General features: G+C 69.8%; 24 protein-coding genes. 13 read left to right on the top strand and 11 right to left on the bottom strand.

Annotation, left to right across the window (positions count from 1 at the left end):
• Nucleotides 1-137: 137 nt before the first annotated feature.
• Nucleotides 138-1,169, bottom strand: coding sequence for an asparaginase (locus SALPAC2_RS0108155; protein ID WP_018216167.1), 1,032 nt, complete (start codon nt 1,167-1,169; stop codon nt 138-140).
• Nucleotides 1,170-1,300: 131 nt separating this feature from the next.
• Here SALPAC2_RS0108155 and SALPAC2_RS0108150 point away from each other — a divergent pair, with 131 nt between their 5' ends.
• From SALPAC2_RS0108150 to SALPAC2_RS0108140, 3 genes are all read left to right on the top strand, one after another.
• Nucleotides 1,301-1,978, top strand: a complete 678-nt coding sequence (locus SALPAC2_RS0108150) for a HEAT repeat domain-containing protein (protein ID WP_018216166.1) — start codon at nt 1,301-1,303, stop codon at nt 1,976-1,978.
• Nucleotides 1,972-2,982, top strand: a complete 1,011-nt coding sequence (locus SALPAC2_RS0108145; protein ID WP_018216165.1) for a MerR family transcriptional regulator — start codon at nt 1,972-1,974, stop codon at nt 2,980-2,982. The genes SALPAC2_RS0108150 and SALPAC2_RS0108145 overlap by 7 nt, the downstream gene beginning before the upstream one ends.
• 116 nt (nt 2,983-3,098) lie before the next feature.
• Nucleotides 3,099-3,842, top strand: coding sequence for a 3-oxoacyl-ACP reductase family protein (locus SALPAC2_RS0108140; RefSeq protein WP_018216164.1), 744 nt, complete (start codon nt 3,099-3,101; stop codon nt 3,840-3,842).
• 95 nt (nt 3,843-3,937) lie between these two features.
• Here SALPAC2_RS0108140 and SALPAC2_RS0108135 read toward each other — a convergent pair whose 3' ends face one another.
• The gene (locus SALPAC2_RS0108135) at nt 3,938-4,777 is read right to left on the bottom strand and encodes an NAD(P)H-binding protein (protein WP_026184528.1); all 840 of its coding nucleotides are present in this window, start codon (nt 4,775-4,777) and stop codon (nt 3,938-3,940) included.
• A gap of 71 nt (nt 4,778-4,848) precedes the next feature.
• Between SALPAC2_RS0108135 and SALPAC2_RS0108130 the strand changes: the two genes are divergently transcribed.
• Nucleotides 4,849-5,790, top strand: coding sequence for an AraC family transcriptional regulator (locus tag SALPAC2_RS0108130; protein ID WP_026184527.1), 942 nt, complete (start codon nt 4,849-4,851; stop codon nt 5,788-5,790).
• A gap of 470 nt (nt 5,791-6,260) precedes the next feature.
• On the opposite strand, the gene SALPAC2_RS0108120 is transcribed toward SALPAC2_RS0108130, so the two are convergent.
• A complete protein-coding gene (locus SALPAC2_RS0108120) occupies nt 6,261-6,839 on the bottom strand; it encodes a hypothetical protein (RefSeq protein WP_018216161.1) in 579 nt (192 codons plus the stop codon).
• Between the two features lie 533 nt (nt 6,840-7,372).
• Between SALPAC2_RS0108120 and SALPAC2_RS0108115 the strand changes: the two genes are divergently transcribed.
• A complete protein-coding gene (locus SALPAC2_RS0108115; RefSeq protein ID WP_018216160.1) occupies nt 7,373-8,683 on the top strand; it encodes an aspartate aminotransferase family protein in 1,311 nt (436 codons plus the stop codon).
• Nucleotides 8,680-10,170 (top strand): CoA-acylating methylmalonate-semialdehyde dehydrogenase, encoded by a 1,491-nt coding sequence (locus SALPAC2_RS0108110; RefSeq protein WP_018216159.1) that lies wholly within the window; start codon nt 8,680-8,682, stop codon nt 10,168-10,170. The genes SALPAC2_RS0108115 and SALPAC2_RS0108110 overlap by 4 nt, the downstream gene beginning before the upstream one ends.
• Here the strand turns inward: SALPAC2_RS0108110 and SALPAC2_RS0108105 are convergent.
• Together SALPAC2_RS0108105 and SALPAC2_RS0108100 are read right to left on the bottom strand one after the other, a co-directional pair.
• A complete protein-coding gene (locus tag SALPAC2_RS0108105; RefSeq protein WP_018216158.1) occupies nt 10,142-11,557 on the bottom strand; it encodes an acyltransferase family protein in 1,416 nt (471 codons plus the stop codon). The genes SALPAC2_RS0108110 and SALPAC2_RS0108105 overlap by 29 nt on opposite strands.
• Nucleotides 11,558-11,710: 153 nt before the next feature.
• Complete coding sequence (locus SALPAC2_RS0108100; protein WP_018216157.1) at nt 11,711-12,292, bottom strand: hypothetical protein; 582 nt, start codon at nt 12,290-12,292, stop codon at nt 11,711-11,713.
• Between the two features lie 551 nt (nt 12,293-12,843).
• Here SALPAC2_RS0108100 and SALPAC2_RS0108095 point away from each other — a divergent pair.
• The 6 genes from SALPAC2_RS0108095 (at nt 12,844) to SALPAC2_RS0108070 (ending at nt 19,841) form a co-directional block, all read left to right on the top strand.
• Nucleotides 12,844-13,806, top strand: coding sequence for a MurR/RpiR family transcriptional regulator (locus tag SALPAC2_RS0108095; RefSeq protein ID WP_018216156.1), 963 nt, complete (start codon nt 12,844-12,846; stop codon nt 13,804-13,806).
• A gap of 33 nt (nt 13,807-13,839) precedes the next feature.
• Complete coding sequence (gene ngcE, locus SALPAC2_RS0108090; RefSeq protein WP_018216155.1) at nt 13,840-15,243, top strand: N-acetylglucosamine/diacetylchitobiose ABC transporter substrate-binding protein; 1,404 nt, start codon at nt 13,840-13,842, stop codon at nt 15,241-15,243.
• Nucleotides 15,244-15,266: 23 nt separating this feature from the next.
• Complete coding sequence (locus SALPAC2_RS0108085; RefSeq protein ID WP_018216154.1) at nt 15,267-16,208, top strand: carbohydrate ABC transporter permease; 942 nt, start codon at nt 15,267-15,269, stop codon at nt 16,206-16,208.
• 12 nt (nt 16,209-16,220) lie between these two features.
• Nucleotides 16,221-17,180, top strand: coding sequence for a carbohydrate ABC transporter permease (locus SALPAC2_RS0108080; protein WP_018216153.1), 960 nt, complete (start codon nt 16,221-16,223; stop codon nt 17,178-17,180).
• Between the two features lie 14 nt (nt 17,181-17,194).
• A complete protein-coding gene (locus SALPAC2_RS0108075; RefSeq protein WP_026184526.1) occupies nt 17,195-18,973 on the top strand; it encodes a bifunctional 3'-5' exonuclease/DNA polymerase in 1,779 nt (592 codons plus the stop codon).
• 274 nt (nt 18,974-19,247) lie between these two features.
• Nucleotides 19,248-19,841, top strand: a complete 594-nt coding sequence (locus SALPAC2_RS0108070; RefSeq protein WP_018216151.1) for a nucleotidyltransferase family protein — start codon at nt 19,248-19,250, stop codon at nt 19,839-19,841.
• On the opposite strand, the gene SALPAC2_RS0108065 is transcribed toward SALPAC2_RS0108070, so the two are convergent.
• Together SALPAC2_RS0108065 and SALPAC2_RS0108060 are read right to left on the bottom strand one after the other, a co-directional pair.
• The gene (locus SALPAC2_RS0108065) at nt 19,842-20,744 is read right to left on the bottom strand and encodes an amidohydrolase family protein (protein WP_018216150.1); all 903 of its coding nucleotides are present in this window, start codon (nt 20,742-20,744) and stop codon (nt 19,842-19,844) included. It abuts the gene before it with no gap.
• Nucleotides 20,745-20,749: 5 nt separating this feature from the next.
• Complete coding sequence (locus SALPAC2_RS0108060; protein WP_018216149.1) at nt 20,750-21,559, bottom strand: metal-dependent hydrolase; 810 nt, start codon at nt 21,557-21,559, stop codon at nt 20,750-20,752.
• A gap of 215 nt (nt 21,560-21,774) precedes the next feature.
• On the opposite strand from SALPAC2_RS0108060, the gene SALPAC2_RS0108055 reads away from it, so the two are divergent.
• Entirely contained in the window at nt 21,775-22,476 is a 702-nt protein-coding gene (locus tag SALPAC2_RS0108055; protein WP_018216148.1) for an HAD family hydrolase, read from the top strand.
• Nucleotides 22,477-22,513: 37 nt separating this feature from the next.
• Here the strand turns inward: SALPAC2_RS0108055 and SALPAC2_RS0108050 are convergent, their stop codons facing one another.
• The 4 genes from SALPAC2_RS0108050 to SALPAC2_RS0108035 all read right to left on the bottom strand — a co-directional run bounded on the left by SALPAC2_RS0108050 (nt 22,514) and on the right by SALPAC2_RS0108035 (nt 25,404).
• The gene (locus SALPAC2_RS0108050) at nt 22,514-22,783 is read right to left on the bottom strand and encodes a hypothetical protein (protein ID WP_018216147.1); all 270 of its coding nucleotides are present in this window, start codon (nt 22,781-22,783) and stop codon (nt 22,514-22,516) included.
• Between the two features lie 46 nt (nt 22,784-22,829).
• Entirely contained in the window at nt 22,830-23,261 is a 432-nt protein-coding gene (locus tag SALPAC2_RS0108045; protein ID WP_018216146.1) for a RusA family crossover junction endodeoxyribonuclease, read from the bottom strand.
• Between the two features lie 192 nt (nt 23,262-23,453).
• Nucleotides 23,454-24,359, bottom strand: coding sequence for a haloalkane dehalogenase (locus tag SALPAC2_RS0108040; protein ID WP_018216145.1), 906 nt, complete (start codon nt 24,357-24,359; stop codon nt 23,454-23,456).
• 43 nt (nt 24,360-24,402) lie between these two features.
• Complete coding sequence (locus SALPAC2_RS0108035) at nt 24,403-25,404, bottom strand: 2-hydroxyacid dehydrogenase (protein WP_018216144.1); 1,002 nt, start codon at nt 25,402-25,404, stop codon at nt 24,403-24,405.
• Between the last annotated feature and the right edge of the window lie 76 nt (nt 25,405-25,480).

Raw genomic sequence — 25,480 nt, 5'->3', positions numbered from 1 at the left:
GCTGGTTTCCGGATCGGAACCTGGGGGTTTCGAGTCGTACGGGGCTCATCCAGATGATCATACCAAGGTTGATCAGCGTCTGCTCATTCCATAAAGGAGTAAGCGGTGAGCCATCCCTTTATCGCATCCGCCCGACGTCAGGGGTGCTGGGCCCAGGGCCAGTGGGCGGGCTCTCCGGTGCCACCGGCGGCGGCGAATCCGGCGGCGATGATGTCGTGGTCGGCGCCGGCGGCGAGCAGGGTGTGCAGCAGGATACGGGCCTTGTAGCTGTCGAGGAAGCCCGCGCCGATCAGTCCCCGCTGCCGCAGGTCGCTCTCCGAGCCGGGGAAGGCGTAGGTGGCTTCCAGGACCGGGCCGGCGCCGATGCGGGAGGTGAGCACGACCGGGATCGTCGCCGCGAGGGCGGTGAGCTGGTTGATGAGCAGTTGGGGTACGTGGCCGACACCGAAGCCGGCCACGACGAGACCGTCCAGGCGCTCGGCGCCGGCCAGCAGGGCTCCGTCGTCGCCGACGGTGACGGTGTGCAGCCCGACCCGGGGTGTTCGGGTGACCGCAGCCAGCGGCACGGTCAGCCGGTGGGGCGGGTAGGCGAGCAGCCGAACCGCGCCTTCGACGACGCGGCCGAGCGGGCCGGCGTTCGGCGAGCGGAAGGTGCCGCCGCTGGTGGAGTGCGTCTTGCGGACGTACCGCGCGGCGTGGATCTCGTCGACGAAGACCACCAGCGCGCCGAGGCCGCGGGCGGTGGGGCTGGCGGCGGTGTGGATCGCGGCGAGGACGTTGGCCGGCCCGTCGGCACCGGCCTGGGTCGGGTTGCGCATCGCCCCGGTCACCACGATGGGCGCGTCGCCACCGTGCAGCAGGTCGAGCAGGTAGGCGGTCTCCTCGATGGTGTCGGTGCCCTGGGTGACCACGACGCCGTCCACGTCGCCGGTGGTGGTGCGTTCGGCGATCAGGGCGGCGAGCGCGGTGAGTTCGTCGAGGCGCAGGGAGGCGCTCGGCAGCTGGCAGAAGGTCTGGACCTGTACGTCGATGTCGGTGTCGGCGGCACCGGGGACGGCGGCGATGAGGTCTTCGGCGGTGAGGGTCGGCACGACGCCGCCAGCGCCGCCGGTCATGGCGATCGTGCCGCCGAGGGAGAGCATCAGCACCGATCTCGGCTGCTTCGTCACCGCACCTCCTCGTCCGGGTGTGCCGGCGGCAGCCTGTCACAGTTTCCAGGTGAAGCCGAGGCGGCTCGACCGATCCGTTTGACCTTGACACCGTGACAAGGTCTTGACTGTGCCGGGAGGTGGTACTACCCATGAACCCGGTCCAGAACACCCGCCGCGCGGTGGCGGCCCTGAGCGCCGAGGCGTCGTCAACCCGGCTGCGGGCGGCCATGCTGCTCGGCAGGCACCCCGACCCGAGTGTTGTCACCGCGCTGGTGCGGCGGTGCGCGGTCGAGCCGGACTTCTATGTGCGGGACATGCTCACCTGGGCACTCACCCGCCTGCCGGAGGCGTTCACGCTACCCAGGCTCCGCGCCGAGCTGACGTCTGAGCAGGCCCAGGCTCGTAGTCAGGCCCTGCACTCACTATCCAAGATCAACAACTCGAGCGTGTACCCCTTGATCACCGGGACCCTGCTGCGCGACCCCGACGACGAGGTCGCGCGGACCGCCTGGCGGGCCGCTGTCGCTCTCGTCCCCGAAGAGCAGGAGGAGGCGTTGGCCGCGGAGCTGGTCAGCCAGCTTGGTCGCGGGGGCCGGGACGTGCGGCTGAGCCTCAGTCAGGCACTGGTCGGCCTCGGTACGGCGGCCCTGTCGGCCCTCGCCGCCAGCGTCGACAGCCCGGAGCCGACGACGCGGGAACACGCCCACGCCACGCTGCTGCTGCTACGCGACCCGGAGGCCGACTACGACGAACTCGCCGAGGAGGCGCGACGGCTCGCCGCCGACAAGCTGGACCCGGTGGGGAGGGAGAAGGCACCGCCATGCTGATCGGCGACGTGGCCCGCCGCTCCGGAGTGAGCACCCGCATGCTTCGGCACTACGACTCGCTGGGGCTGGTACGACCGACCGGTCGCACCTCGGGTGGCTACCGCGAATACTCCGACGAGGACGTACGGCGGCTGTTCCACGTGGAGGGCCTGCGATCACTGGGGCTGTCGCTGCGCCAGATCGCCCGGGCGCTCCAGGACCCCGCCTGCACGCCCGCCGGTCTGGTCCACGACCTCATCCGCCGGACCGAAGAACGGCTGGACCGGGAACGGGAGCTACTCGACCGGCTGCGTATGGTCGCCGACACGTCGCCCACCGGATGGGCGGACGTCCTGCGTATCACCGAACTCATCACCGGGCTCGACTCACCCAGCGCCGCTCTGCGCCAGCGGAGCGCGCTGGCCCCCGCCGCGGAGGTGCGGGTCCCCGCCGAGCTGCTGGCCGGCGCGGTCCTCGCCGAAGCCGACCCGAATGTGGCCGGCGCGCTGCGCTGGGCGCTCGGACGGGCGGACGGCGACGCCCTGGCAACCCTGACATCCGGCGCCCGCTCCGAGAACGTGGACATCCGCCGCCGCGCGATTCAGGCGATCGCCGAGTTGACCGGTGACGAGGCGACCGCGGTGCTCGTGGACGCCCTCGACGACCCGGACCCGACGGTCCGCCGACACGCGGCCCTGGCACTGGGCGCCCACGGCGAGGTGGCGGCCGTGCCCGCCCTCGTTGACCTGGTGGTCGAGGGCGGGCACGACGTCGAGGCGGCCGAGCACCTGGGTGCCCTGGCCACGGAACCAGCCCGCGCTGACCGGATCGTGAGTGCGCTCGTCGACCAACTCGCCGCCCCCACCGCGGACTCCGCCGCCCGCAGCCGCCTCACCCAGGCCATCTTGGAGCTGCCCCGCACCGTCGCGCAGCCCGTGCTACGACGGTTGTCCCGCGACGGCGACCCGGTGGTGGCATGGACCGCCGCGGCCTATCTGGAAGACGAAGACGCCACGTCGCGTTAAGGGGTGGTGCTCGGCACTTCTCGGCCGAAACGCGACGTCGGATTGCCGCCAGACTCCCTGCCCGCAGCATGTGAACCTAACTTTGTTCACGAACACGACAGGAGAGATGAGCGAACATGAGTGCGGTACTTGGCGGCAAGGTGGCATTCGTGACCGGCGGCAGCCGTGGCATCGGCGAGGCCGTGGCGCTGAGGCTGGCAGCGGATGGCGCCGACGTCGCGTTGACCTACCGGGACAGTGCGGAGCGCGCGGCGGATGTCGTCGACCGGATCAAGGCGCTGGGGCGCCGGGCCTGGGCGGTCCAGGCTGACAGTGCAGACCCGACTGCTGTGCGCACGGCCGTGGATCAGGCCGTCGCGGAGTTCGGGCGGCTCGACATCGTGGTCAACAACGCGGGGATTCTGGTGCGTGGTCTGGTCGAAGACATGTCACTGGAGGACATCGACCGCGTGTTGAGCGTCAATGTTCGGGCACCCTTCGTGGCGTCCCAGGCGGCGGTACGGCACATGACCGAAGGCGGAAGGATCATCAATATCGGCAGTTGCCTGGCCGAGCGGGTGCCGCTCCCCGGTGTCTCGCTTTATTCGACGAGTAAGACCGCGTTGATCGGCCTGACCAGGTCGTTGGCCCGCGAGCTGGGTGCCAGGGGGATAACCGCCAACCTGGTCCATCCCGGGCCGACGGAGACCGACATGAACCCCGCCGACGCCGAGGGCGCCGATGTGCAGCAGAGCTTCACCGCACTCGGTCGTTTCGGCCAGTCGTCGGACGTCGCCGCGACCGTCGCCCACCTCGCGGGTGACGCTGGTCGCTATGTCACTGGTGCCGCCATCGCTGTGGACGGTGGCTTCGCCGCTTGACCCTGGCGGCGACTCCGCCGCTGGATCCACGCGGATCGACTCAGGGCCGCTGTCCTCAGCGGCGTGGCCCGAGTCGATCCGCATGGCACCGCAGGTTACGCCCCGCCCCAGACGCCGGTGGCCGCGGTGCTCGTGGCGTAGTCGGTGAAGTCGCGGGGCGGCCGGCCGAGGGCCCGCGTAACACCGTCGCTCAGCCGGGCATTGCGCCCGTCCAGCAGGGTCGTGAAGAGGTACGTCAACAACTCGATCGTGCCGGCCGGGACGCCGGCGGCGGCGAGGCCGTCCGCGTACTCCTCCGGGGAGACCTGCACGAGGTTGATCGTCCGACCCGTGCTGGCGGCGATGTCGGCGACCGCCGCGCCGAAGGTGAGCAGCCGGGGCCCGGTCAGCTCGTAGAGCTGCCCGGCGTGCCCGTGGCCGGTGAGTGCCGCCACGGCCACCTCGGCGATGTCATCGGCGTCCACGAACGGCTCGGGTACGGCCCCGACCGGGAGAACGACCTCACCGCCGCGGACCGGCTCCAGGAGGTAGTCCTCGCTGAAGTTCTGGTTGAACCAGCTCGACCGCAGGACCGTCCACTCCACCCCGGCGGCCTGGACGTGCTCCTCGGCGGACCGGGCAATCTCCTCCCCGCGCCCGGAGAGCAGCACCAGCCGGGAGACCCCGGCCGACACCGCGAGATCGGTGAACGCGGCGACCGTCTTCAGCGCGCCCGGCTCGGCGAGGTCCGGGTGGTAGGAGAGGTAGACGGCGTTCACGTCCCGCAGGGTCGGTGCCCAGGTCGCCGGGTCGGTCCAGTCGAAGGGCTGTCGGGCGGTGCGGGAACCAACCCGCACCGGTACGCCCTGACCCCGCAGCCGGGCCACGATGCGTCGACCGGTCTTGCCGGTACCGCCGAGGACCAGGGTGCGCTGCTGCTTTCGTTGGTCTGTCATACGCCCAGTGAAGTGCGCCAGCCCGAGACGGGACATAGCTATTCCGCGCACGCTTGTGTTCAATCGTCTACGTGGATGCGGTGGTATCTCTCCTTGATGGGCCCCGAGCCCAGGGGGCCTTCCTGTTGCGCTCGGTCCTGACCCCGCCGTGGTCCCTGGCGATCCGGGACGAGGCGCCCCTCACCCTGGTGGCCCTGGTCCGAGGTGGCGCTTGGGTCGCGCCGGAGGAGGGTACGGCGGTCCGGCTGAACCCGGGGGACACCGCGATCGTCCGCGGCCCCGCCCCGTACCGGGTCGCCGACGACCTCTCCACGGCACCGCAGGCCGTCATCCATCCCGGTCAACGCTGCACCGGCCCGGATGGCGGGGAACTCTGCGGAATGAGCGAGTGGGGGGTGCGGACCTGGGGCAACAGCGCGGACGGCCCGACGATGCTGCTGACCGGTGCGTACCCGATGCGGGGTGAGGTCGGCCAACGGCTGCTGACCGCACTACCGCCGCTGCTCGTCGTGCCCGGCGACTCCTGGGACTCTCCATTGATCCCACTGCTGGCCGCCGAGATCGTCAAGGACGACCCCGGTCAGGAGGCGGTCCTGGACCGGCTGCTCGACCTGCTGCTCATCGCGGTGCTGCGGGAGTGGTTCACCCGTCCTGGTGCCGAGGCCCCCGGCTGGTACCAGGCGAACAGCGACCCGGTCGTCGGCCCCGCCCTGCGAATGCTGCACCACGACCCGGCCCGGCCGTGGACCGTGGCGTCCCTGGCCGCCGAAACCGGAGTCTCCCGGGCGGCGTTTGCCCGGCGGTTCACCGCACTGGTTGGTGAACCGCCCATGTCCTATCTGACCGGCTGGCGGTTGAGCCTCGCCGCCGACCTGCTTCGCGAGCCGAACGCCACCGTCGGCGCGGTCGCCCGTCGGGTCGGCTACGGCAGTTCCTTCGCGCTCAGCACCGCCTTCAAGCGTCGCCGTGGCGTGAGCCCCCGTGCACACCGCTCGGCATTGCCCCGGGTCTAAACTCCGCATACTTCTATTGAGGGTAGTCCGCACGACCGAAGAGGAGCGTGTAATGGGACGACTGAACCACGTTGCCAGGACCCTCGCATTGGCCGGGGGTGCCTTCGGGACCGTCCATCTGGTTTTAAATGGAGGTGGGATAACCTGGCTTTTCGTTGCTTCGAGTGGAGTAGTCGTAATCGGTGGGGTTCTCATGGTTGTCGATGGAGAACTGAAAAAGCGGCGGGAGCGATAAAAATCTCCCATCAGGAGGTCCCTACCTCCGGGTTGACCAGGCAGGTAGGGGCCTCCATCATTGCGGGGTTTACCTTGCGATTCGTGGTGCTCCGAGTAGGTCGTGGGTGAGCAGCCCGGCGTATGGCTGGTTGTGCAGCTGAGTAGGCGCCGGCCCGCGTCGCGTTACCGGGCAGCAGGACCGACGGCGTCCAACCGTGCGGGCCGGCGGCGGCGGAGTCGGCGGAATAGCCGGATCATGCGCGTGTTCCCTCACCCTCGACGGTGGGTGAGGCCTCCGCCCTTTCGGCTGCAACCGCCCCTACCCGATCTGCCGTGTCGGCGGTCGCGAGCTCACGGAGCTTGTCCGCTACAGTCCTGGCTGCTGCCTGGTCGTGGCTTGCGCGTGGCCTGTGGTCGGGATCGGCGAGGATTGCCTGCGCTAGAGCGGTGAGCTCGGACGCGGGTAACGATATGTGGCTATCCTGAATCAGGAGATCAAGGCTTTTGCTCGACTGTTGGTCGATGGCCACCAAAAAGAGCTGGTTTTGGTTCTCGGTCCTGGGGCGCAACTCCACCTTGGCGCTACGTAGATCGATACGGCGGCGTAACAGGATGCGTCGCTCGATGAGGATCGTGCCCCTGAGCCAGATCTTGTATCTGCCTACGCGGAGGAATAACCAGGTCATGGCACCCGTCATGTAGAGCAGGGCGCCCAGGATGATGATGTAAACGACGTGGAGGAGGATGTTTCCCAGGCTGAAGTCGCCATTGGTGAAAAACTCCCGTACCCCATTGACCATACCCACCATCACCATTGCGGTGATCGGTGCCATGACGATTCCTCCGGGTAGGGCGAGGCTGCATCCCGGTGACGTGCCCGCCGACAGGTGTACCCGCTTCCTGCTCACGGCATTTCGCTCCGCATGATCATCGGCACAGGCTAGCAGGTGCTCTAAAGGGGAGCGGTCGGAAGCGTGGGCCGGGCAGCGGCCAGGGCGGCGGGTGCCAATGCTGCTGGCCGCCAGTGGAACCAGGGTTAGTTTCGCTGTCGAGCTGCCCCGCCAGCGGGACCGGCACCAAGGCTCGACCCGGGCGGTCGCCCGCCCGGGTGCCCCGGCGAGCCCGTTCAACGCTGAGCGGGTCGGCCAGGTACCGCACGGCCTCTCTCGCGTACCCACGGCACCACGGTGTTTGTGGAACTAATGGTGACGCAGGTCCTCGATGAAGCTGCTTGATCAATCCATCGGAGCATCTCGTTGACGTGGTGTCAGGTGGACGGTGCGGTGACGCTACACGGTGCCAGTTGTTCGCGGTGCACGGTGGTGAGAGCGTGCCGTCATCACCCGCTTCGTTGAGAGGTGTCACTATGATCACCGACGATCTGCTGGCCCGGCACCGGGCGGTGCTCCCGTCCTGGATGCCGCTCTACTACGACGAACCGCTCGAACTCGTCGCCGGGCAGGGGCGCCGGGTCACCGACGCGCAGGGCCGCACGTACCTGGATTTCTTCGGCGGCGTGCTGACCAACAGCATCGGCTACGACATTCCGGAGATCCGCGCGGCGGTGGAGGGCCAGCTGGCTACCGGGATCGTGCACACCTCGACGCTCTACCTGATCCGGCAGCAGGTGGAGCTGGCCGAGAAGGTGGCCCGGCTGTCCGGCATCCCGGACGCGCGGGTCTTCTTCACCAACTCCGGCACCGAGGCCAACGAGGCCGCGCTGCTGATGGCCACCAACTATCGGCGCTCGCACCAGATCCTCGCCGTACGCAACAGCTATCACGGCCGGTCGTACGCGACCATCGGGGTCACCGGCAACCGGGGCTGGTCGGCGAGCCCGCTGAACCCGTTGCAGGTGGCCTGGCTGCACTCGGGGGAGCGGCTGCGGGGCCTGCTGGCCCGGCTGCCCGAGGCGGACCGGATCGACGCGGCGGTGGAGGATCTGCGGGAGGTGTTGGCTACCCAGACCTCGGGTGATGTCGCCTGCCTGATCGCCGAGCCGATTCAGGGCGTCGGCGGATTCGTGCACGGCCCGGACGGGCTGCTCGCCGGCTGGCGCAAGGTGCTCGACGAGCACGGCATCCTGCTCATCTCGGACGAGGTGCAGACCGGTTGGGGGCGGACCGGCACGCACTTCTGGGGCTACCAGGCCCACGGCGTGACCCCAGACATGATCACTTTTGCCAAGGGCGTCGGCAACGGGTTCGCGCTCGCCGGCGTGGTCGGGCGGGCCGAGGTGGTCGAGTCGGTGCCGGCGATCAGCTTCTCCACCTATGGCGGCAACCCGATCTCCGCCGCCGCCGGCAACGCCGTGCTCGACTACGTGCTCGACAACGATCTGCAGGCCAACGCGGACCGGGTCGGCACGATCCTCAACGAGGGGCTGCGCGCAGCGGTCGGCGGGCTCCCCGGGGTCGCCGAGGTACGCGGCAAGGGGCTGATGCTCGGTGTCGAGTTCGTCCTTCCGGGCACCGCCGACCCGGACCCCGGGCGCGCGATCCAGGTGTTCGAGGCGTGCCGGGCCGGTGGCCTGCTCGTCGGCAAGGGCGGCCTGTACGGGAACGTGGTGCGGATGGGCCCGCCGTTGACCCTGACCGAGGAGGAGGCCCGGGAGGGCCTGGCAATTCTGGTGGACGCGATCCGGGTCGGCGGGACCGCGGCGGAGGTGGCGGCATGAATCTCATCGGGCACTTCGTGGACGGCAAGCTGCTCACCGGCACGGCGGTGCGTCGCGGCGACGTCTTCGACCCGGCCACCGGCGCGCGTACCGCGGAGGTCGAGCTGGCCTCCGCCGCGGAGGTGGCGGCAGCGGTCGAGGCCGCCGACCGGGCCGCGCGGAGCTGGCGGGACGCCTCCCTGTCGCGGCGCACGGCGGTGCTCTTCGCCTTCCGGGAGCTGGTCCACGCCCGGCGCGAGCGGCTCGCCGAGGTGATCACCGCGGAGCACGGCAAGGTGCTCGCCGACGCCGCCGGTGAGGTGCAGCGCGGGCTGGAGGTGATCGAGTACGCCTGCGGCATCCCCGCGGCGATGCGCGGCGGGTTCAGCGAGAACGTCTCGACCGAGGTGGACTCCTACAACCTGCGCCAGCCCCTCGGGGTGGTGGCGGTGATCAGCCCGTTCAACTTCCCGGTGATGGTGCCGCTCTGGTTCGTGCCGGTCGCGGTGGCCACTGGCAACGCGGTGGTGCTCAAGCCCAGCGAGAAGGACCCGAGCGCGGCGCTGCTGCTGGCGGAGTGGTTCGCCGAGGCGGGCCTGCCGCCGGGGGTGCTCAACGTGGTTAACGGGGACAAGGAGGCCGTGGACGCCCTGTTGGATCATCCGGCGGTGCGGGCGGTGTCGTTCGTCGGCTCCACGCCGGTCGCCCGGCACGTGCACCAGCGGGCGTCGCTGGCAGGCAAGCGGGTGCAGGCCCTCGGCGGGGCGAAGAACCACATGGTGGTGCTCCCCGACGCGGATCTGGACCTGGCCGCCGACGCCGCCGTGAACGCGGGGTTCGGGTCGGCGGGGGAGCGCTGTATGGCGATCTCGGCCCTGGTCGCGGTGGAGCCGGTCGCGGACGCGCTGGTCGCGAAGATCGCCGAGCGGATGGCGGGGCTGCGCACCGGCGACGGCCGGCGCGGCTGCGACATGGGCCCGCTGGTCACCGCCGCGCACGCCGAGCGGGTGCGCTCGTACGTCGAGGCGGGCGTGGCGGCGGGCGCGGTGCCGGTGGTGGACGGGCGGGACGTGCGTCCGGACGGGGACCCGAACGGCTACTGGTTGGGGCCGACCCTGTTCGACCGGGTCACCCCGGAGATGTCGGTCTACACCGACGAGATCTTCGGCCCGGTGCTGTCGGTGGTCCGGGTCGGTTCGTACGAGGAGGCCGTCCACCTGGTCAACACCAACCCGTACGGCAACGGGACGGCCATCTTCACCAACGACGGCGGCGCCGCCCGGCGCTACCAGCACGAGGTGGAGGTGGGCATGGTGGGGATCAACGTGCCGATCCCGGTGCCGATGGCGTACTACTCCTTCGGCGGCTGGAAGGCCTCGCTCTTCGGCGACCTGCACGCGCACGGGGAGGACGGGGTGCGTTTCTTCACCCGGGGCAAGGTGGTCACCAGCCGTTGGCTGGACCCCCGACATGGTGGGGTCAACCTGGGGTTCCCCACCCAGACCTGAGTAGCCGCAGGGTGCCCGCCCCGGCCAGGTAGGCCACCAGCGCCGGGACGGGCAGCCCGAGCAGCAGCGGGGCGTCCCGTGGGGCGGTCGCGTTGATGACGAGCGCGGCGACGACGGCGACGAAGGCGGCGACGGCGAGCACGCCGCGGCCCGTGACCCGCCAGTGGTGCTCCGCCCGGTCGTCCGATGGCGCGGCGGGCCCCCGGGCGGCCGGGGGGCGGCCGGTGCGTGCCTCGATCGGACCGAAGATGGCGACTAGGACGGCCAGGAACACACCGAGGATCAGGACCCAGGGGATCCGCCAGGCCAGCCAGGCGGCCGTGCCGGCGGTCGGGGTCGGCAGCAGTCCCACCGCGTCCAGGGCGCCGATCGCCAGGATCGCCGCGCTCAGGTGCCACAGGAAGACCGTCAGGACGACGCTGTTCACCGCGATCACCGCCATCCAGGGGCGGTCGCGGCGTAGCCAGCGCTGCGCCGGCCGGTGCAGCAGCAGGAGGAGCCCGAGCTGTGCGGTGCTCACCGCCAGTAGCGCGAGGCTGGGCGGGGCGGCGTTGTTCAGCCGCTCACCCGGAATGTTGATCATGCTGACCGGGTACGGGCCGGGGCCGGTCAGCAGCACCGCCACCGCCAGCCCGCCGAGCAGCGCCGTCCAACCGGCCCGCCGGGACAGCGGTAGCCGCCGGGTGCGGAGCCCCGTCGAGCGACCGCGCGGTGCCGCGGTGTCAGCGTCTTTCTTGTCCGCGTCGTACCAGGCGAAGCCGAGCTGGTGGATGGCCAGCCAGCCGAAGAGGTAGTTCGGCAGGGCGGCGTCGTGCAGACCGAGCTCGCGGGTCAGGTCCCCCGCCGCGACCAGGGCGGCCAGCGCCACCGGTACGAGGAGCCCGTATCGCCGGTGCAGCGCGTACATCACCGGGGTCAGCGGCACCACGAGGAGGTACGCGGCGAGGAACCACAGCGGGATGGTGGCGAAGTAGACCACGGTCCGGACCAACGACGGGTCGGCCCCGGCGAGCCGGGCGGTGAGGCCGGCGGCGGCGAGGATGAGGATCAGCATGCTGGTGGGTCGGAGCAGGCGGGCGCTGCGGCCGAGCAGCCAGCCGGTGGCGTCCCCGCCGCGACGGCGGTGCGAGGCCAGGGACGCGGCGTTGGCGTACCCGCCGACCAGGAAGAAGATCGGCATGACCTGGACCGCCCAGGTCAGTGGGTAGGCCCAGGGCAGGTCGGGCAGCGCGGAGCGCGCGGTGGGCTGCCCGGAGGCGTCGTGCCCGATGTCCACGACGCTCCAGTGACCGAGAACGACCATGATGATGGCGAGGGCCCGGAGCAGGTCGAGGTAGCGGTTCCGGCTCGCCGGTGTCGCCTCGGCGAGTCGGCGCAGGCGGCCCATGAGCGCAAGCGTAGGGGACGGTGCTGGTCACCGGTCGCTGTTCGCCCAGAGACGGCTGTTGGCCGGCACCCTGGTTCGGGTGCCGGCCAACAGTTTCTTTCCCCCTTGGTGTGGATCAGGTCTTCGGGTGGGGGTTTGTGGTGTGCGGTGGGGTCAGCTGGTCCAGTGCTCGGCCACCAGGTCGGCGGCCTGGGTTTCCCACTGGGCGTAGTGGAACGGGTACGCCGACACCTGGACCTTCTGGGCGGCTTCGGTCAGGGGCAGTTCCTGCCAGCCCTCGACCTGCTTCAAACCCTTGAGGAAGGCGGTGGTGGAGTACTCGGGGTCGGTGATCTGCTCCACGCTGCCCCAACCGGAGGAGGGGCGCTGCTGGAACAGGCCCTGCGAGTCGTGGTCGTTACGGTCACCCAGGTGTCCCAGGTTCTCCAGCTTCGACTCCTGCAAGCTGGTACCGATGGCCACGACGGCGGCGCGCTCGTCCATGCCGGCCTTCTTGGTGGCCTCGATGATGGCCTTCACGTTGCCGGTCTGCTCGTCACCCAGGTCGATGCGCGACTGCTCACCCTGGGTGCCGTGCGGGATCAGCGTGTCCATGTCGGGCTTGTCGGCCCGCACCGCAGCGGCAGCCGCTGCGGGGGTGGTGTCGGTCAGGGTGGCCAGGGGGCCGGCGACGACACCGGTGGACAGGGCCAGACCAGCGATACCAAGGACACTACGACGCAGAATCGTGTTCATGGGGGTTGCTCCATTCGGGGGTCGACACCCCACACGCCCGAAAAAGGGGGGATCAGGCGGCAAAAGAGGGGTGCAAGCACCGTCCGGCGCTCAAAGAAAGAAAGAAGAGGGGGTCGGCGACCGCAGGGCCTCACAGGGGGCACACACGGCGCCGGGTCCAGATGTAACGACCGCCCGGCCACCACCATTCCCGGCGACCCGCACCCGGCGTCACCCGCCCGAGCGGGACACCTCCACGGCCGTACGCAAGGTGTAACGCCGCGACGCCCGCCGGGATTCCGCCACCACCGTGACCCCGGTCACCCCCCAAACGGGAATGAATCACGTGTACCGTCTGTCGGGCCCGGAACGGGTCGAATCCCCACGGAGGCCGGCCGAGTTGTCCGGAAGTGATCACGCCCGGTCGGTGCGGTCCGGGGAGAGTGCAGGCCGGTCTGCCGGGTCGGTGCCAAAGATAACGTTTTGAAAACTTCATCCATGGTCTTGACATGAAGCGGGCTCCAGTAAGAAATTTTACCAACAGTAAAGTTTCCTTGCGGAAAGAGTCTCGGATGGTTGATCACGAGGTGGGCACCAGCGCGGAGACCGCGGTGGCCGACGCCGACGGGTTCGACCGCCGTGGCGTCCGTGCTGATGCGGCCGACGGCGTGCTGGCCCGGGTCCGGGCCGGGGTGGGCGACCTGACCGGGGCCCTGCGCCGGGTCGCCGAACACGTGCTCAGCGACCCGGAGGCCGTCACCCGCGCCACCATCGTCGAGCTGGCCGAGGGCAGTGGCACCTCCCCGGCCACCATCACGCGCTTCTGTCGGGCAATGGGCTTCGAGGGCTACGCGGACCTTCGGCTCGGCATCGCCGCCGAGAGCGGTCGGGCCCGCCTGGCCGGTTGGGCCGTCGACATCGGCCGCGAGATTCAGCCCGGCGATCCGCCGCGCCGGGTGCTCGAACAGATCATCGCCGCGGACACCCGGGCGATGCACGACACCGCTGCCCTGCTCGACCTCGCCGAGGTGGAGCGGGCCGCCGCGGCGATCGCCGCGGCGGGCCGGGTGAACATCTTCGGCGCCAGCGGTAGCGGCCTAGTCGGCGAGGAGATGCAGTTCATGCTGCACCGCATCGGAATCGCCGCCTGGGCCTGGAACGACGTGCACGAAGGGCTGGCCTCGGCGGCCCTGTTGGGGGCCGGCGACGTCGCCCTCGGCGTCTCGCACGGCGGCCGGACCCGGGAAACCATCGAGATGCTGGCGGAGGCCGGCAGCCGGGGCGCGACCACCGTCGCGGTGACCGGCTTCGCCCGCTCGCCGCTCGCCGAGCTGGCGGAGATCGTGCTGCTCACCGCCAGCGGTGCCACCACCTTCCGCCCCGACGCGCTGTCCGCCCGGCACCCCCAACTGGTCGTGCTCGACCTGCTCTACATCGCCGTCGCCCAGCGCACCCACGACCGAGCCCACGCGGCCCTGCGGCGTACCGCCCAGGCCGTTGAGGGGCACAAGGCGGCGAAAGCGGCCAGCTCATGACCGTACCCCCGATCTACCGCTAAGGAGAGTCGCATGTCCGTTACCCCCGACCTCAACCGTCGGACCCTGCTGCGGCGCGCCGCCGCCGCGGGTCTGCTGACCGTCCCGGCTGCCGGCCTGCTCAGCGCCTGCGCCGGCAGCGAGCCGGCCCAGGACGACAACTCCGGTGCCGCGAAGAGCAAGGACAACCCGTTCGGCGTCCAGGACGGCAGCTCCGTGAAGGTGGTCATCTTCAACGGTGGGCTGGGCGACCAGTGGGCCAAGGAGGACGAGGCCGTCTTCAAGGCCAAGCGCCCGAACGTCACGGTCAACCTCTCTTCGACCCAAAAGATCAAGACCGAAGAGCAGCCGAAGATGGCGACCCAGCCCAGCGACGTCGTCATGAACTCCGGTGCCGACATTATGGACATCAGCACCCTGGTCAACGAGGGCGCGATCGAGCCGCTGGAGGATCTGCTCGCCGCCCCGGCGTGGGACAGCGAGGGCGCGGTGGCGGACACCCTGCTGCCGGGGACCATCGAGAAGGGCACCTTCCAGGGCAAGTTCTACGTGGTCCACGTCGCGTACACGGTCTGGGGCAACTGGTACAACGCCGCCCTCTTCGAGAAGGAGGGTTGGCAGCCGCCGAAGACCTTCGACGAGTTCTTCGCCCTCGCGCCGAAGATCAAGGCGAAGGGCATGGCCCCGTACGTCTACGACGCGGTGCACGGCTACTACCCGCGTTGGGCGCTGATGGCGACGATCTGGAAGTCCGCCGGCAAGCAGGCGGTGATCGACATCGACAACCTCAAGGAGAACGCCTGGAAGGCCGATGGGGTGCTGCCGGCCCTGGAGGCGTGGGAGAAGCTGGTCAAGGACAAGCTGCTGCTCCCCGGCCAGCTCGACCACACCCAGTCGCAGCAGGCGTGGCTCGACGGCAAGGCCGCCTTCGTCCAGGTCGGCACCTGGCTCAAGAACGAGATGGCGGAGACCATTCCCCCCGGCTTCGAGATGAAGCTGTCGGACTACTGGAGCCTGGGGGCGGGCGACAAGGCGCCGAACGACGTCTACGCCGGCGCGGGCGAGGGCATCGTCGTGCCGTCGAGGGCACCGAACAAGGCCGCCGCCAAGGAGTTCCTGCGGGCGGTGCTCTCCAAGGAGGGCTCGGCGAAGTTCGCCGAGTTGACCAAATCCCTCGCCTCCACCAAGGGCTCCGGGGACAACGTCCAGGACTCGGCGTTGACCAGCGCCAACGAGCTGATGAGCAACGCTCCGGAGGACCTCATTTTGGTCAAGTTCTGGGACTTCTACGCCGACCTGGACAAGGAGAGCCAGAACCTCTCCGCGGAGCTGATGGCCGGCCGGCTGACCGCCCAGCAGTTCGTTGACGGGATGCAGGGCGCCGCTGACAAGGTCGCCAGCGACTCGTCGATCAAGAAGCAGACCCGCTCCGCCTGAGCCGAACGGAAAGAGTGAGTCCCATGCGGCATGGTGTCGCGCGTTTCGTCATGGGCTTCCTGGCCCTGCCGGTCGCGCTCTACCTCTTCTACGTGGTCTGGCCCTTCGCCCAGGCGGCCGGCTATTCGCTGACCGACTGGGGTGGCTACTCCGACCGGCAGCAGTTCGTCGGGCTGGACAACTACGTCCGGCTCTTCTCCGACGAGCTGATCAGGAAGGCCTTCTGGCACAACGTCTTCTTCCTGATCACCGTGCCGCTGTTCACGATCGCGCTGGCCCTGTTCCTCGCGTTCCTGCTCAACGTGGGCGGGCGCGAGGACAGGGCGGGCATCCGGGGTGTCTTCGGTTCCGGCCTTTACAAGGTCATTTTCTTCTTCCCGCAGGTGCTGTCCCTGGTCGTCGTCGCCGTCATGTGGCAGCAGATCTACCGGGCCGACGGGCAGGGCCTGATCAACGGCGTGTTGATGAAGGTCGGGCTGGTCGACCCGGAGGACCCGATCCTGTTCACGTTCGACCCGGAGCCCTTTCTCGGCGTCCCCGCGGTGCTCTGGTGGCTGCTGCTGATCGCGGTCTGGAGCGGCGCCGGGTTCTACATGGTGCTCTTCTCGGCAGCGATGCAGTCGATTCCGAAGGACGTCTACGAGGCGGCCATCCTCGATGGTGCCGGTCGGTTCCACACCTTCTTCCGGATCACGCTGCCGCTGCTGCGGGACACCGTATCGGTCGCCTGGATCTATCTGGGCTTCATCGCCCTGGACATGTACGCCCTGGTCTTCGTGATGACACCCAGCCAGGGCGGCCCGAACCACGCCAGCGAGATTTTCGCGTCGGTGCTCAACTTCACCGCCTTCCAGAAGGGCCAGTTCGGCTACGCCTGCGCGATGGGTGTGGCTTTGGCGATCTTCACGATCCTGCTGGCCGCGGCGCAGCTGAAAATCACCCGCCGCGAGCGGATTGAGTACTGAGGAGAGTCGACGATGAGTACGGTGACCCACGACCCCGGTCCCGCCGGGCCGGATCTCGCTCCGCCGGCCCGCCCCACGTCGGCACGCCACTTCGGGTCCGGCGGCCGGCGGCCCGGCGCGCAGTTCTTCAACGGCTTCTCCCACCTGTTCCTGCTGGTCTGGGCGATCATGGTCGTCTACCCGCTGATCTGGGTAGTCATGTCGGCGCTGAAGAGCGACGCGGAGGTTATCCGGCAGCCGCTGTCGCTGATCCCGGAGACGCTGCGTTGGGAGAACTTCGGCCGAGCCTGGACTGAGGGGCAGCTCGGCGACTTCTTCCTCAACACCGTGCTCGTGCTGGCCGGCAGCGTCACGCTGACCATGCTGCTCGGCTCGATGGCCGCGTACGTGTTGGCGCGCTACGAGTTCCGCGGTAACCGACTGATCTACTACATGTTCCTGTCCGGCCTCACGCTGCCGATCTACCTCGCTGCCGTACCGCTGTTCAAGGGTGTCTACAACACCGGGGTGCTCTTCCCGCCGCTCGGGCCGAACAAGCACCTGATGCTGATCCTGGTGTACGCGGCATGGTCATTGGCCTTCACGGTCTTCTTCATGCACTCCTTCTTCCGGACGCTGCCGAACGCGATCGCCGAGGCGGGCCTGGTGGACGGGGCCTCACACACCCGGCTCTTCTTCAGCGTGATGCTGCCGATGGCGAAGCCCGGCCTGATCAGCATCGGTATCTTCAACGTGCTCGGGCAGTGGAACCAGTGGTATCTGCCGACGCTGCTGATGCAGTCCGCAGACGGTGAGCCGAAGAACCAGGTCATCGCCCAGGGCCTGATCGAGCTGTCCGTCAATCAGGGGTACCGGTCCGACTGGTCCGGCCTCTTCGCCGGGGTCACCATGGCGATGTTGCCGGTGTTGATCGTGTACATCGTCTTCCAGCGTCAGGTGCAGTCGGGCTTGACCGCGGGCATCAGCAAGTAGCCCGCCGCCGGGCGCTGTCGTACCGGGCGGGCAGAATCGCGATCGTGGCGGCGGTGGTGGCGGTGGTGGCGGGTGCGGACCATCGACTCCCCGCTGCTCCGGGGGTGGGCTCCGGGGTCGGCGGGGGAGTGCTGCAACCGCTCGACGCTGCCGGAGCGCCGATCGGGCCCCCGGAGCAGGTCGCCGACCTGGCTGTCGCGGTGGCCGACCGCGAGCGAAGGGAGCGCCCCCGCTGGGTCTGGGCGTCCGGCGCGGCGCTCTACCCCGTGTTGCTGCGGGCCGGGGTGCGGGTTGACCGTTGCCACGACATCGAGCTGACCGAGGCGTTGCTCCTCGGTCACGCGGGCCGGTGGGGTGAGCCACGCTCCTTCGCCGCCGCCTGGGCGCGCCTGACCGGCGCGCCGGTGCCGCCCGATCCGCCGCCGCGATTGGCCGAGCCCCCGGGCCACGGCCAGGGTGCGCTCTTCGAGTCGCCGCCGGCTCCGCCGGGCCCCGGCATCACGGCCCTGACCCGGGTCTACGCCGACCAGCTCGCCCGGATCGCCGCCACCGCGCACCCGGGCCGATTCCGGCTGCTGGTGGCGGCCGAGTCAGCGGGGGCGCTGATCGCCGTCGAGTTGGGGGCGACGGGGCTGCCATGGCGGGTGGATGTGCACGACGCCCTTCTCGACGAGCTGCTCGGTGCCCCCTCCCCGGTGGGTGGGCCGCCACGTCGGCTGGCGGAGCTGGCCGCCCGGATCGCGGCCGCCTTCAACGTGCCGCAGCTGCACGTCGATTCGCCGCTGGAGCTGGTGCGGGCGTTCGCTCGGGCGGGGGTGGAGGTGCCGAACACCCGGTCCTGGGTGCTGCGTGGCGTTGACCACCCGGCGGCGCCGCTGGTCCTGGCGTACAAGGAGCTTTATCGAATCTGGACGGCGCATGGTTGGGCCTGGCAGGACGCCTGGGTGCGGGAGGGTCGGTTCCGTCCGGAGTACGTACCCGGCGGCGTGGTCTCCGGCCGGTGGGCGACCCGGGGTGGTGGGGCGCTACAGATCCCGAAGGTGATCCGGCGGGCGGTGGTGGCGGAGCCGGGGTGGACGTTCGTGGTCGCCGACGCGGGGCAGCTCGAGCCGCGGATCCTGGCGGCGGTCTCCGGCGACGCGCGGCTCGCCGCCGCAGCCCGCGCGGGCGACCTGTACGCCGCTCTGGCCGCCGATGCATTCGGCGGGGACCGGGCGCGGGCCAAGGTGGCCCTGCTCGGCGCCATGTACGGGCAGACCGGCGGTTCGGCGGCACCCGCGTTGGAGGTGCTGCGGCGTAACTATCCGGCGGCCTTCGGCTATGTGGAGACGGCGGCGCGCAGCGGGGAGTCCGGCGAGTTGGTGCGCTCCTGGCTTGGCCGTACCTGCCCACCCGGCTCGGTCGAGCTTGCCGAGGTGGATCCGGCCTCGGCCGGGGGAGCGGGGGGCCGATCGGCGCGGGCGCGGGCACGGGGCCGGTTTACCCGGAACTTCGTCATCCAGGCCACCGCCGCCGAGTGGGCCGCAACGCTGCTGGCCACGCTCCGCGGGGAGCTGGCCGGCGGCGACGCCAGGCTGGCCGGTGACGACGTGGAGTTGACCGGCGGCGACGCCGAGCTGGTCTTCTTCCAGCACGACGAGGTGATCGTGCACTGTCGCGCCGAGAGGGCCGCGGCGGTGGCCGCGGCGGTGACCCGGTGCGGGGAGCGGGCGAGCGCGTTGCTCTTCGGGCGGACGCCGGTGCGTTTCCCGCTCGATCTCGCCACCGTTGCGTGCTACGCCGACGCCTACTGACACCGGTCCTCGCCGATGTGTGCGCGGGCTGGCGGCCGGAGCTGCTGTTTCGACCCGCACCCGGGGGACGGACGCCGTTAGTCCCGGGGGCGCCGTCAGTCCTGGCTACCCGTCTGACTATTTCCTTTTGTCGCTGATGGTCGGAATATCCGATTCGTGCCCGGAACCTGAACGCTGACTGCTCGTTGGGTCCGTTGTGCGTCCCGGACCGGGCAGGTGGCCTGCCCGGTCCGTAACCAAGACGGAGGTGGCACCGCTGAACCGGACCGCAGGAATGATCATCGCCGCGGGTGGCGGACGCCGGATCGGTGGCCCCGAGGCGCTGCTGTGCCAGGGCGAGAAGCCGCTGGTGAGCACGATGGTCGACACGATGACGGCGGCAGGCTGCGAGCAGATCGTGGTCGTCCTCGGCGCCGCCGCCGACCAGGTACAGGAAACCGCTGACCTCACCCAGGCCACCGTCGTGGTGAACCGGGCCTGGGGCACCGGGGTGGGCTCCTCAATCAAGGCCGGCCTCGCGGCTATCGACGACGACACCATAGAGGCGGTGGTCGTCGTTCCGGTGGACATGCCGGGCCTGACCGCCGCGGCGGTCCAGCGGGTCGCCGCACTGCCGTACCCGGACGTGCTGGTCTGCGCCACCTACGGCGGGCTGCGCGGCTACCCGATGTTGTTCGGCCGCCGGCACTGGTCCGGCATCGCCACGCTGGCCAGCGCGGACGTCGGCGCCCGTCCATACCTGCTGGCGCACAAGGACCAGATCGTCGACATCTCCTGTGACACCGTCGCCGACGGAAGTCGGGTCGACAGCCCGGAGTTGATGGCCCTGTACGGGTTGACCGTCCCACCGCAGCGGGTCGGCGCGTAGTCAGCCCGGCAGATCGAACAGGTCGGCGGCGTTGGTCCAGCACACCGCCCGCAACCAGGCGTCGCCGAGGTCGAGTCGGGCCAGCGCGGTGAGCTGCGCGGCGTACGCGTAGGGCAGGTTGGGAAAGTCACTGCCGTGCAGCACCTTGCCGGCCAGGCCCAGCTCGCGTAGCCGGGGCAGCTCCACGGCGGGGAAGGGCACGGCCTGGTCGAAGAACGGGGTGAAGGCCATGGTGGTGTCCAGCCGCACGTTCTCGTACCGGTCGGTGAGGTCGAGGAAGGCCGAATAGTCCGGTGCGCCGAGGTGCGCCACCACCGCGGCGAGTCGCGGGTGCCGGGCGAGTAGGGCGGCGAAGGGACCGGGGCCGGTGTGTGCGGTACCAGCCGGCGCGTGTCCGGCGTGCACCACCACCGGCACCCCGGCGTCGGCGAGCAGCCCCCACACCGGATCGAGCAGCGGATCGGTCGGGGCGAACCCGCCGACCTGCACGTGCACCTTGAACACCCGGGCACCGGCGGTGAGCGCCTCGGTGACGTACCGGGGCGCCGCCGGCTCGGGGAAGAACGTGGCCGAGGGGAGACAGTCCGGGTTCGCGCGGGCGAAGTCGAGGGTCCAGGAGTTCAGGTCGGCGGCCATCGCGGGGCGGTGCGCGTACGCCAGGGCACTGAATGCCCGTACGCCCATCCGGCGCAGGTGCGCCAGCCGCTCCGCGTCGCTCCACCGGTAGCGGATGGGCCAGGTGGTACCGAGGAGCGGACCGGCCGCGTCGAAGTACGCCCACACCCGACGCAGCAGCCGGGGCGGGAGGAAGTGCACGTGTACGTCGGCGAGGCCGGGTAGGCCAAGCCCCTGCCAGAACGCCGGGACGTCGGCGTCGTCGGCGTCGTCGGTGGCCACCGGCATGGCCGTCAGGCCCCGATGTTGAAGCGATCGAGTAGGTGCGGGGCGATCAGCCCGATCGCGGAGAGCACCGCGACGATGGTGAGCGCGGTCCGGACGAAGACCACCTCGGTCTTGCCGCCCGCCCGGAGTGCGATCGAGTCCGGCAGACTGATCATCCGCCACATTCGACGTTTGATCGGGATTGGCCAGAGGATGGGTACCCCGGCCCGGGTGATCATGTCGCCGAGGATATGGACGAAGCAGCCGACGCCGACAGCCAGCCCGATCATCGGATAGCCGCGGTCCCCGGGCAGGGTGACGAAGGTGAACCACGCCGCGGCGAGCGAGGCGAGGGTCACCACAAGCCAGCCGGCGCGTTCGGCCCAATCGTCGAAGAGGCCGCGCAGGGCGAGACCGAACATGAAGAAGAGGATGCCGATCACCGCCCACTTGCCGTACGCGGCGCAGAGCGCGGTGGTGCCCCAGCCGACCAGCACGGTGAAGGGGATGGTGTGGGTCAGGGTGCGGTGCCCGTTGGTGCGGCGCGGGTCCCGACTCAACTTCGTCGCATAGTAGACGCCGAGCGACACCTTCTCGGTCACCTCGGCGACGAAGAGGGAGAAGACGCCGAAGGTGCGGGCGACCGTGGCGCCGCCCTGGTTTCGGGTGACCTTGCCGGAGAGGTCGAGGTCGGGAAAGAGCGCACCCCCCGCGCAGACCGCGGTGCCGACGGCGAGTGCGAGCGGCGACTGCTCGTAGCCGGCGAAGTGGTCCAGCGCCAAGGAGCCGGCCAGCCACACCGTCGCGCCAGACAGCGCGTGCGACGGTCCCATCATGCCCGCTCACCCTCCCCGGATCCCGGACGCCCAGAAGCTACGTCACTGTAGTGCAGTGCGGGTACCACTCGGGAGCGCACCCGGCCTCCGAACGGGACGGTACGGCCCGGAGGAGCTCGGATCCGGCCGCTACCCGCCCGGCGCTGGGTGCGAAACCAGGTGACCAGGTCGGTGGGGGCCGTTACGGTGGCGCCAGCTGTTGACGGGAGGGCGACATGGCAGGTGCACGCCGACACGGGCAGGTGCTCATCTTTGATGCCGACGACACGCTCTGGGAGAACAACATCGTCTTCGAGCGGGTCATCGAGGACTTTCTGACCTGGGTGGCTCACCCGACCCTGGAGCGCACCGAGATCCGTACGATCCTCGACGACATCGAGCGGGCCAACGCGGTCGTGCACGGCTATGGCAGCAAGGTCTTCCTGCGCAGTCTCGGTGAGTGTTTCGAGCGGCTGCGGGAGCGGCCTTCCACGGCCGCCGAGCGGCGGGCAATCGAGGAGCTGGCCGTCGCCCTGGTCGAGCACCGGGTGGAGCTGATGCCGGGGGTGGCGGCGGCGCTGGATGAGTTGGCCGGCCGGCACGAGCTGTTTCTGCTGACCAAGGGAGACCAGGAGGAGCAGCAGCGGAAGCTGGACGCCTCGGACCTGCTGCACCACTTCCGGGCCGCGCACATCGTGCCGGAGAAGGACGTCACCACCTACCGGTGGCTGGCCAATGAGCACGACTTCGCACCGTCTCGTGCCTGGATGATCGGGAACTCGCCGAAGTCGGACATTCTGCCGGCCCGCGCGGCGGGGATGAACGCGGTTTACCTCCCGAACGAGAACACCTGGGTGTTGGAGCACGACGCCCTGGACCACGACGACGCGGCGGTGCTACACCTCGCCGCCTTCCCCGACCTGCTACACCACTTCTGACGCCTGAGCGCTCCGCCGCTTCTGGTCGGCGGAGCGCTCACACGTCCGTGCCGCGGACGATCGCCACCGCCACCCGACAGAACTCGTCCATGTCGGGCTGGAACCCGGCCGCGATGTCCGGGTGCAGACCGGAGCGGGTCTCGTCCAGCAGCCGTTGGCAGACCTGCTCGACCGGCTCGCCGGCGTAGCTTTCCCGGACCCCGTCGGTAGCGGCCTGCAGCGCCGAGGTCAGCTGCTCCTCCAGCGGGCCACGCAGTTTCTTCTGTACCGGGTCCCGGGGCTCCAGCGTGACGTGTGGCTCGGACATCGGCGCTCCCTTCCTCGGCGACCGGGTACCCCGCCGTCGGCGTCGGTTACACCGCGGTCGGCACGGCGGCGACCCGCACCTCGTACGAGTAGTCTTCCGCCGGCTCCTCCCGGTACGTCATCGTTCTGATCTGCCGGTCATCGTCGTAGAGTGCGACGTCCACCAGGACGCCGAGGTGGGCCAGACCGATGCTGGCCACCCGCTTCTTGTCCTGGAGCACCGCACATACCCCGCCGAGTAGCGTGCTGGCGTCGGATGTGCGGTGCCCCGGCGGGCAGCGCAGCACGAGGTCCACTTCGATCGGCCCGGACAACGGGGTCCAGCCGGTGCGCTGGGCCGCCGCACAGGTCGCTTGAAGTAGGGCGCGTACCCTCGTCGCCTGTCGATGCCCGGCGGCGAAGATGGACAGCGCTTCAGTTTTGACCGGTGGCAGGCCGTTCACCTTGACGGTCAGGGCGACAGCGCGGGTGTCCTGCACAACGGCACCTCCTTGTTGCGGATGATCCTGCCCAATCAGCGACGTAGCGGTGTGGGTTCGCTGGAAAACCGGCCGATCGGGCGGGCAGGGTTGGCCGAGGCGTGTCGACGTCGCTGGCGAACGCGCAGGTAAGGCTAGTCCACCTGGTGCGCTCTGGGTAACTGTTCGCTCACTCGATGAGATAGCGCCCGGCTAGGATTCGGTCGCGGCGGACCGAACGAACTCCGCGATCACCTGGCCGAGCTGCTCTCCCGCGTCCTCCTGGAGGAAGTGCCCGGCTCCCTTGATCACCGGGTGGTCGGGCCCGGCAGCACCCGGCACGGTGCGGCGCAGCACGGGCGCCATCCCCCCGGTGATCGGATCCTGGTCGCTGAACGCCACCAGGAACGGGCGCTCCCAACGGGAGAGTTCGGTCCAGGCGGCGCGGTTGGCGGTGCTGGCCGGATCGTCCGGTGCGGTCGGCACCAGGGTGGGCATGGTGCGGGCGCCGGCGAGGTAGGACTCGTCCGGGAACGGCGCGTCGTAGGCCGCCAGCTCCGCCTCGGTTAGCTCGCTCTGGCAGCCCGACTGCACCAACCGGGACACCGTCAGCTCAGGGGCCGTCTCGACCATTCGCCGGAACTGCCACCAGAGCTCCGGCATCGGCTGGTCACCGGTGGGCAGCCCGGTGTTGGCGGCCACCACCCGGGCGAAGCGGTCCGGGTGCTCGGCGACTAGGCGGAGCCCGATCAGGCCGCCCCAGTCCTGCCCGACCAGCGTCACCCCGGTCAGGTCCAACTTGTCGAAGGCGAAGCTGCGGATCCACTCGACGTGTCGGGCGTAGCTGTGCTCGCTGCGCTCGGCCGGCTTGTCGGACCGGCCGAATCCGATGAGATCCGGTGCGATGGCCCGCAATCCGGCCTCGGCGAGCACCGGGATGACCTTCCGGTACAGGAATGACCAGCTGGGTTCCCCGTGCAGCAGCAGCACCGGTTCCCCGTCGGCCGGGCCGGCCGTGACGTAGGCCATCCGTAGGCCGTCCAGGTCGACGTAGTGGGGCTCGTAGGGAAAATCGGGCAGGTTGGTGAACCGGCTGTCCGGAGTGCGCAGTGCAGACATGCCAGTCAATATCGCACAGTGCGCCGGTGTGCGGTTAGCGCGCTCAGCAGACCCGGGCCGACTGGGAGACGGCGTCCGCTCCCTCCCGCTCGATGGTGGTGAGGCTGTTGATCGTGGTGGCGGCGATGTTGCGCATCGCGTCCTCGGTAAAGAAGGCCTGGTGACCGGTGATCAGCACGTTGGGGAAGGTGTTGAGCCGGGAGAAGTCGTCGTCATCGAGGACCCGGTCGGAGAGGTCCTCAAAGAACAGGTCGGTCTCCTCCTCGTACACGTCGAGACCGAGATAGCCGATCTGGCCGTTCTTGAGCCCGTCGATCACCGCCCGGGTGTCCACCAGCGCCCCACGGCTGGTATTGATCAACATTGCCCCGCGGCGCATCTGGGCGATCCGTTCGGGGTTGATCAGGTGTTCGGTGTCCGGGGTCAACGGGCAGTGCAGGGTGATCACGTCCGAGTCGCTCAGCAGGCGCGGCAGCGGCACGTACTCGATCCCGGCCGCCGCCACCGCGTCGTCCGGGTACGGGTCGCTGGCGATGACCCGGCAGCCGAAGCCGGACAGGATGCGGGCCACGCAGAACCCGATCTTCCCGGTGCCGACGACGCCGACGGTCCGGCCGTGCAGGTCGAAGCCGAGCAGTCCGGTGAGCGCGAAGTTGTGCTCCCGGACCCGGTTGTAGGCCCGGTAGACCTTGCGATTGAGGGCGAGGATCAGGGCGACCGTGTGCTCGGCTACGGCGTACGGGGAGTACTCCGGCACCCGGACCACGGTGAGGCCGAGCCGGCGGGCGGTGGCCAGATCCACGTGGTTGAAGCCGGCGGAGCGGAGTGCGATCAGGCGGACGCCGTCCGCGGCCAGCCGCTCCAGTACCTCGGTGCCGAGGTCGTCGTTGACGAACGCGCAGACCGCTGCTGCGCCGCTGGCGAGCTTGGCGGTTTGCGGGGTCAGCCGGGGCTCGAGGAATTCCAGTTCGTGGTCGCCGGCCGGGTTAGCCGCCGACAGGAATTCCCGATCGTATGGTTTCGTGCTAAATACCGATACGCGCATGTGGAACCTCCGGTGACCACCGTACGACTTGCCTGGTTCGCCGCTTACAGCGGGTAGTCGACTGGGATTTGCGGCA

Source organism: Salinispora vitiensis, assembly GCF_000378825.1.
Lineage (GTDB): Bacteria > Actinomycetota > Actinomycetes > Mycobacteriales > Micromonosporaceae > Micromonospora > Micromonospora vitiensis.
This window is presented reverse-complemented; position numbering and strand designations above follow the sequence as displayed.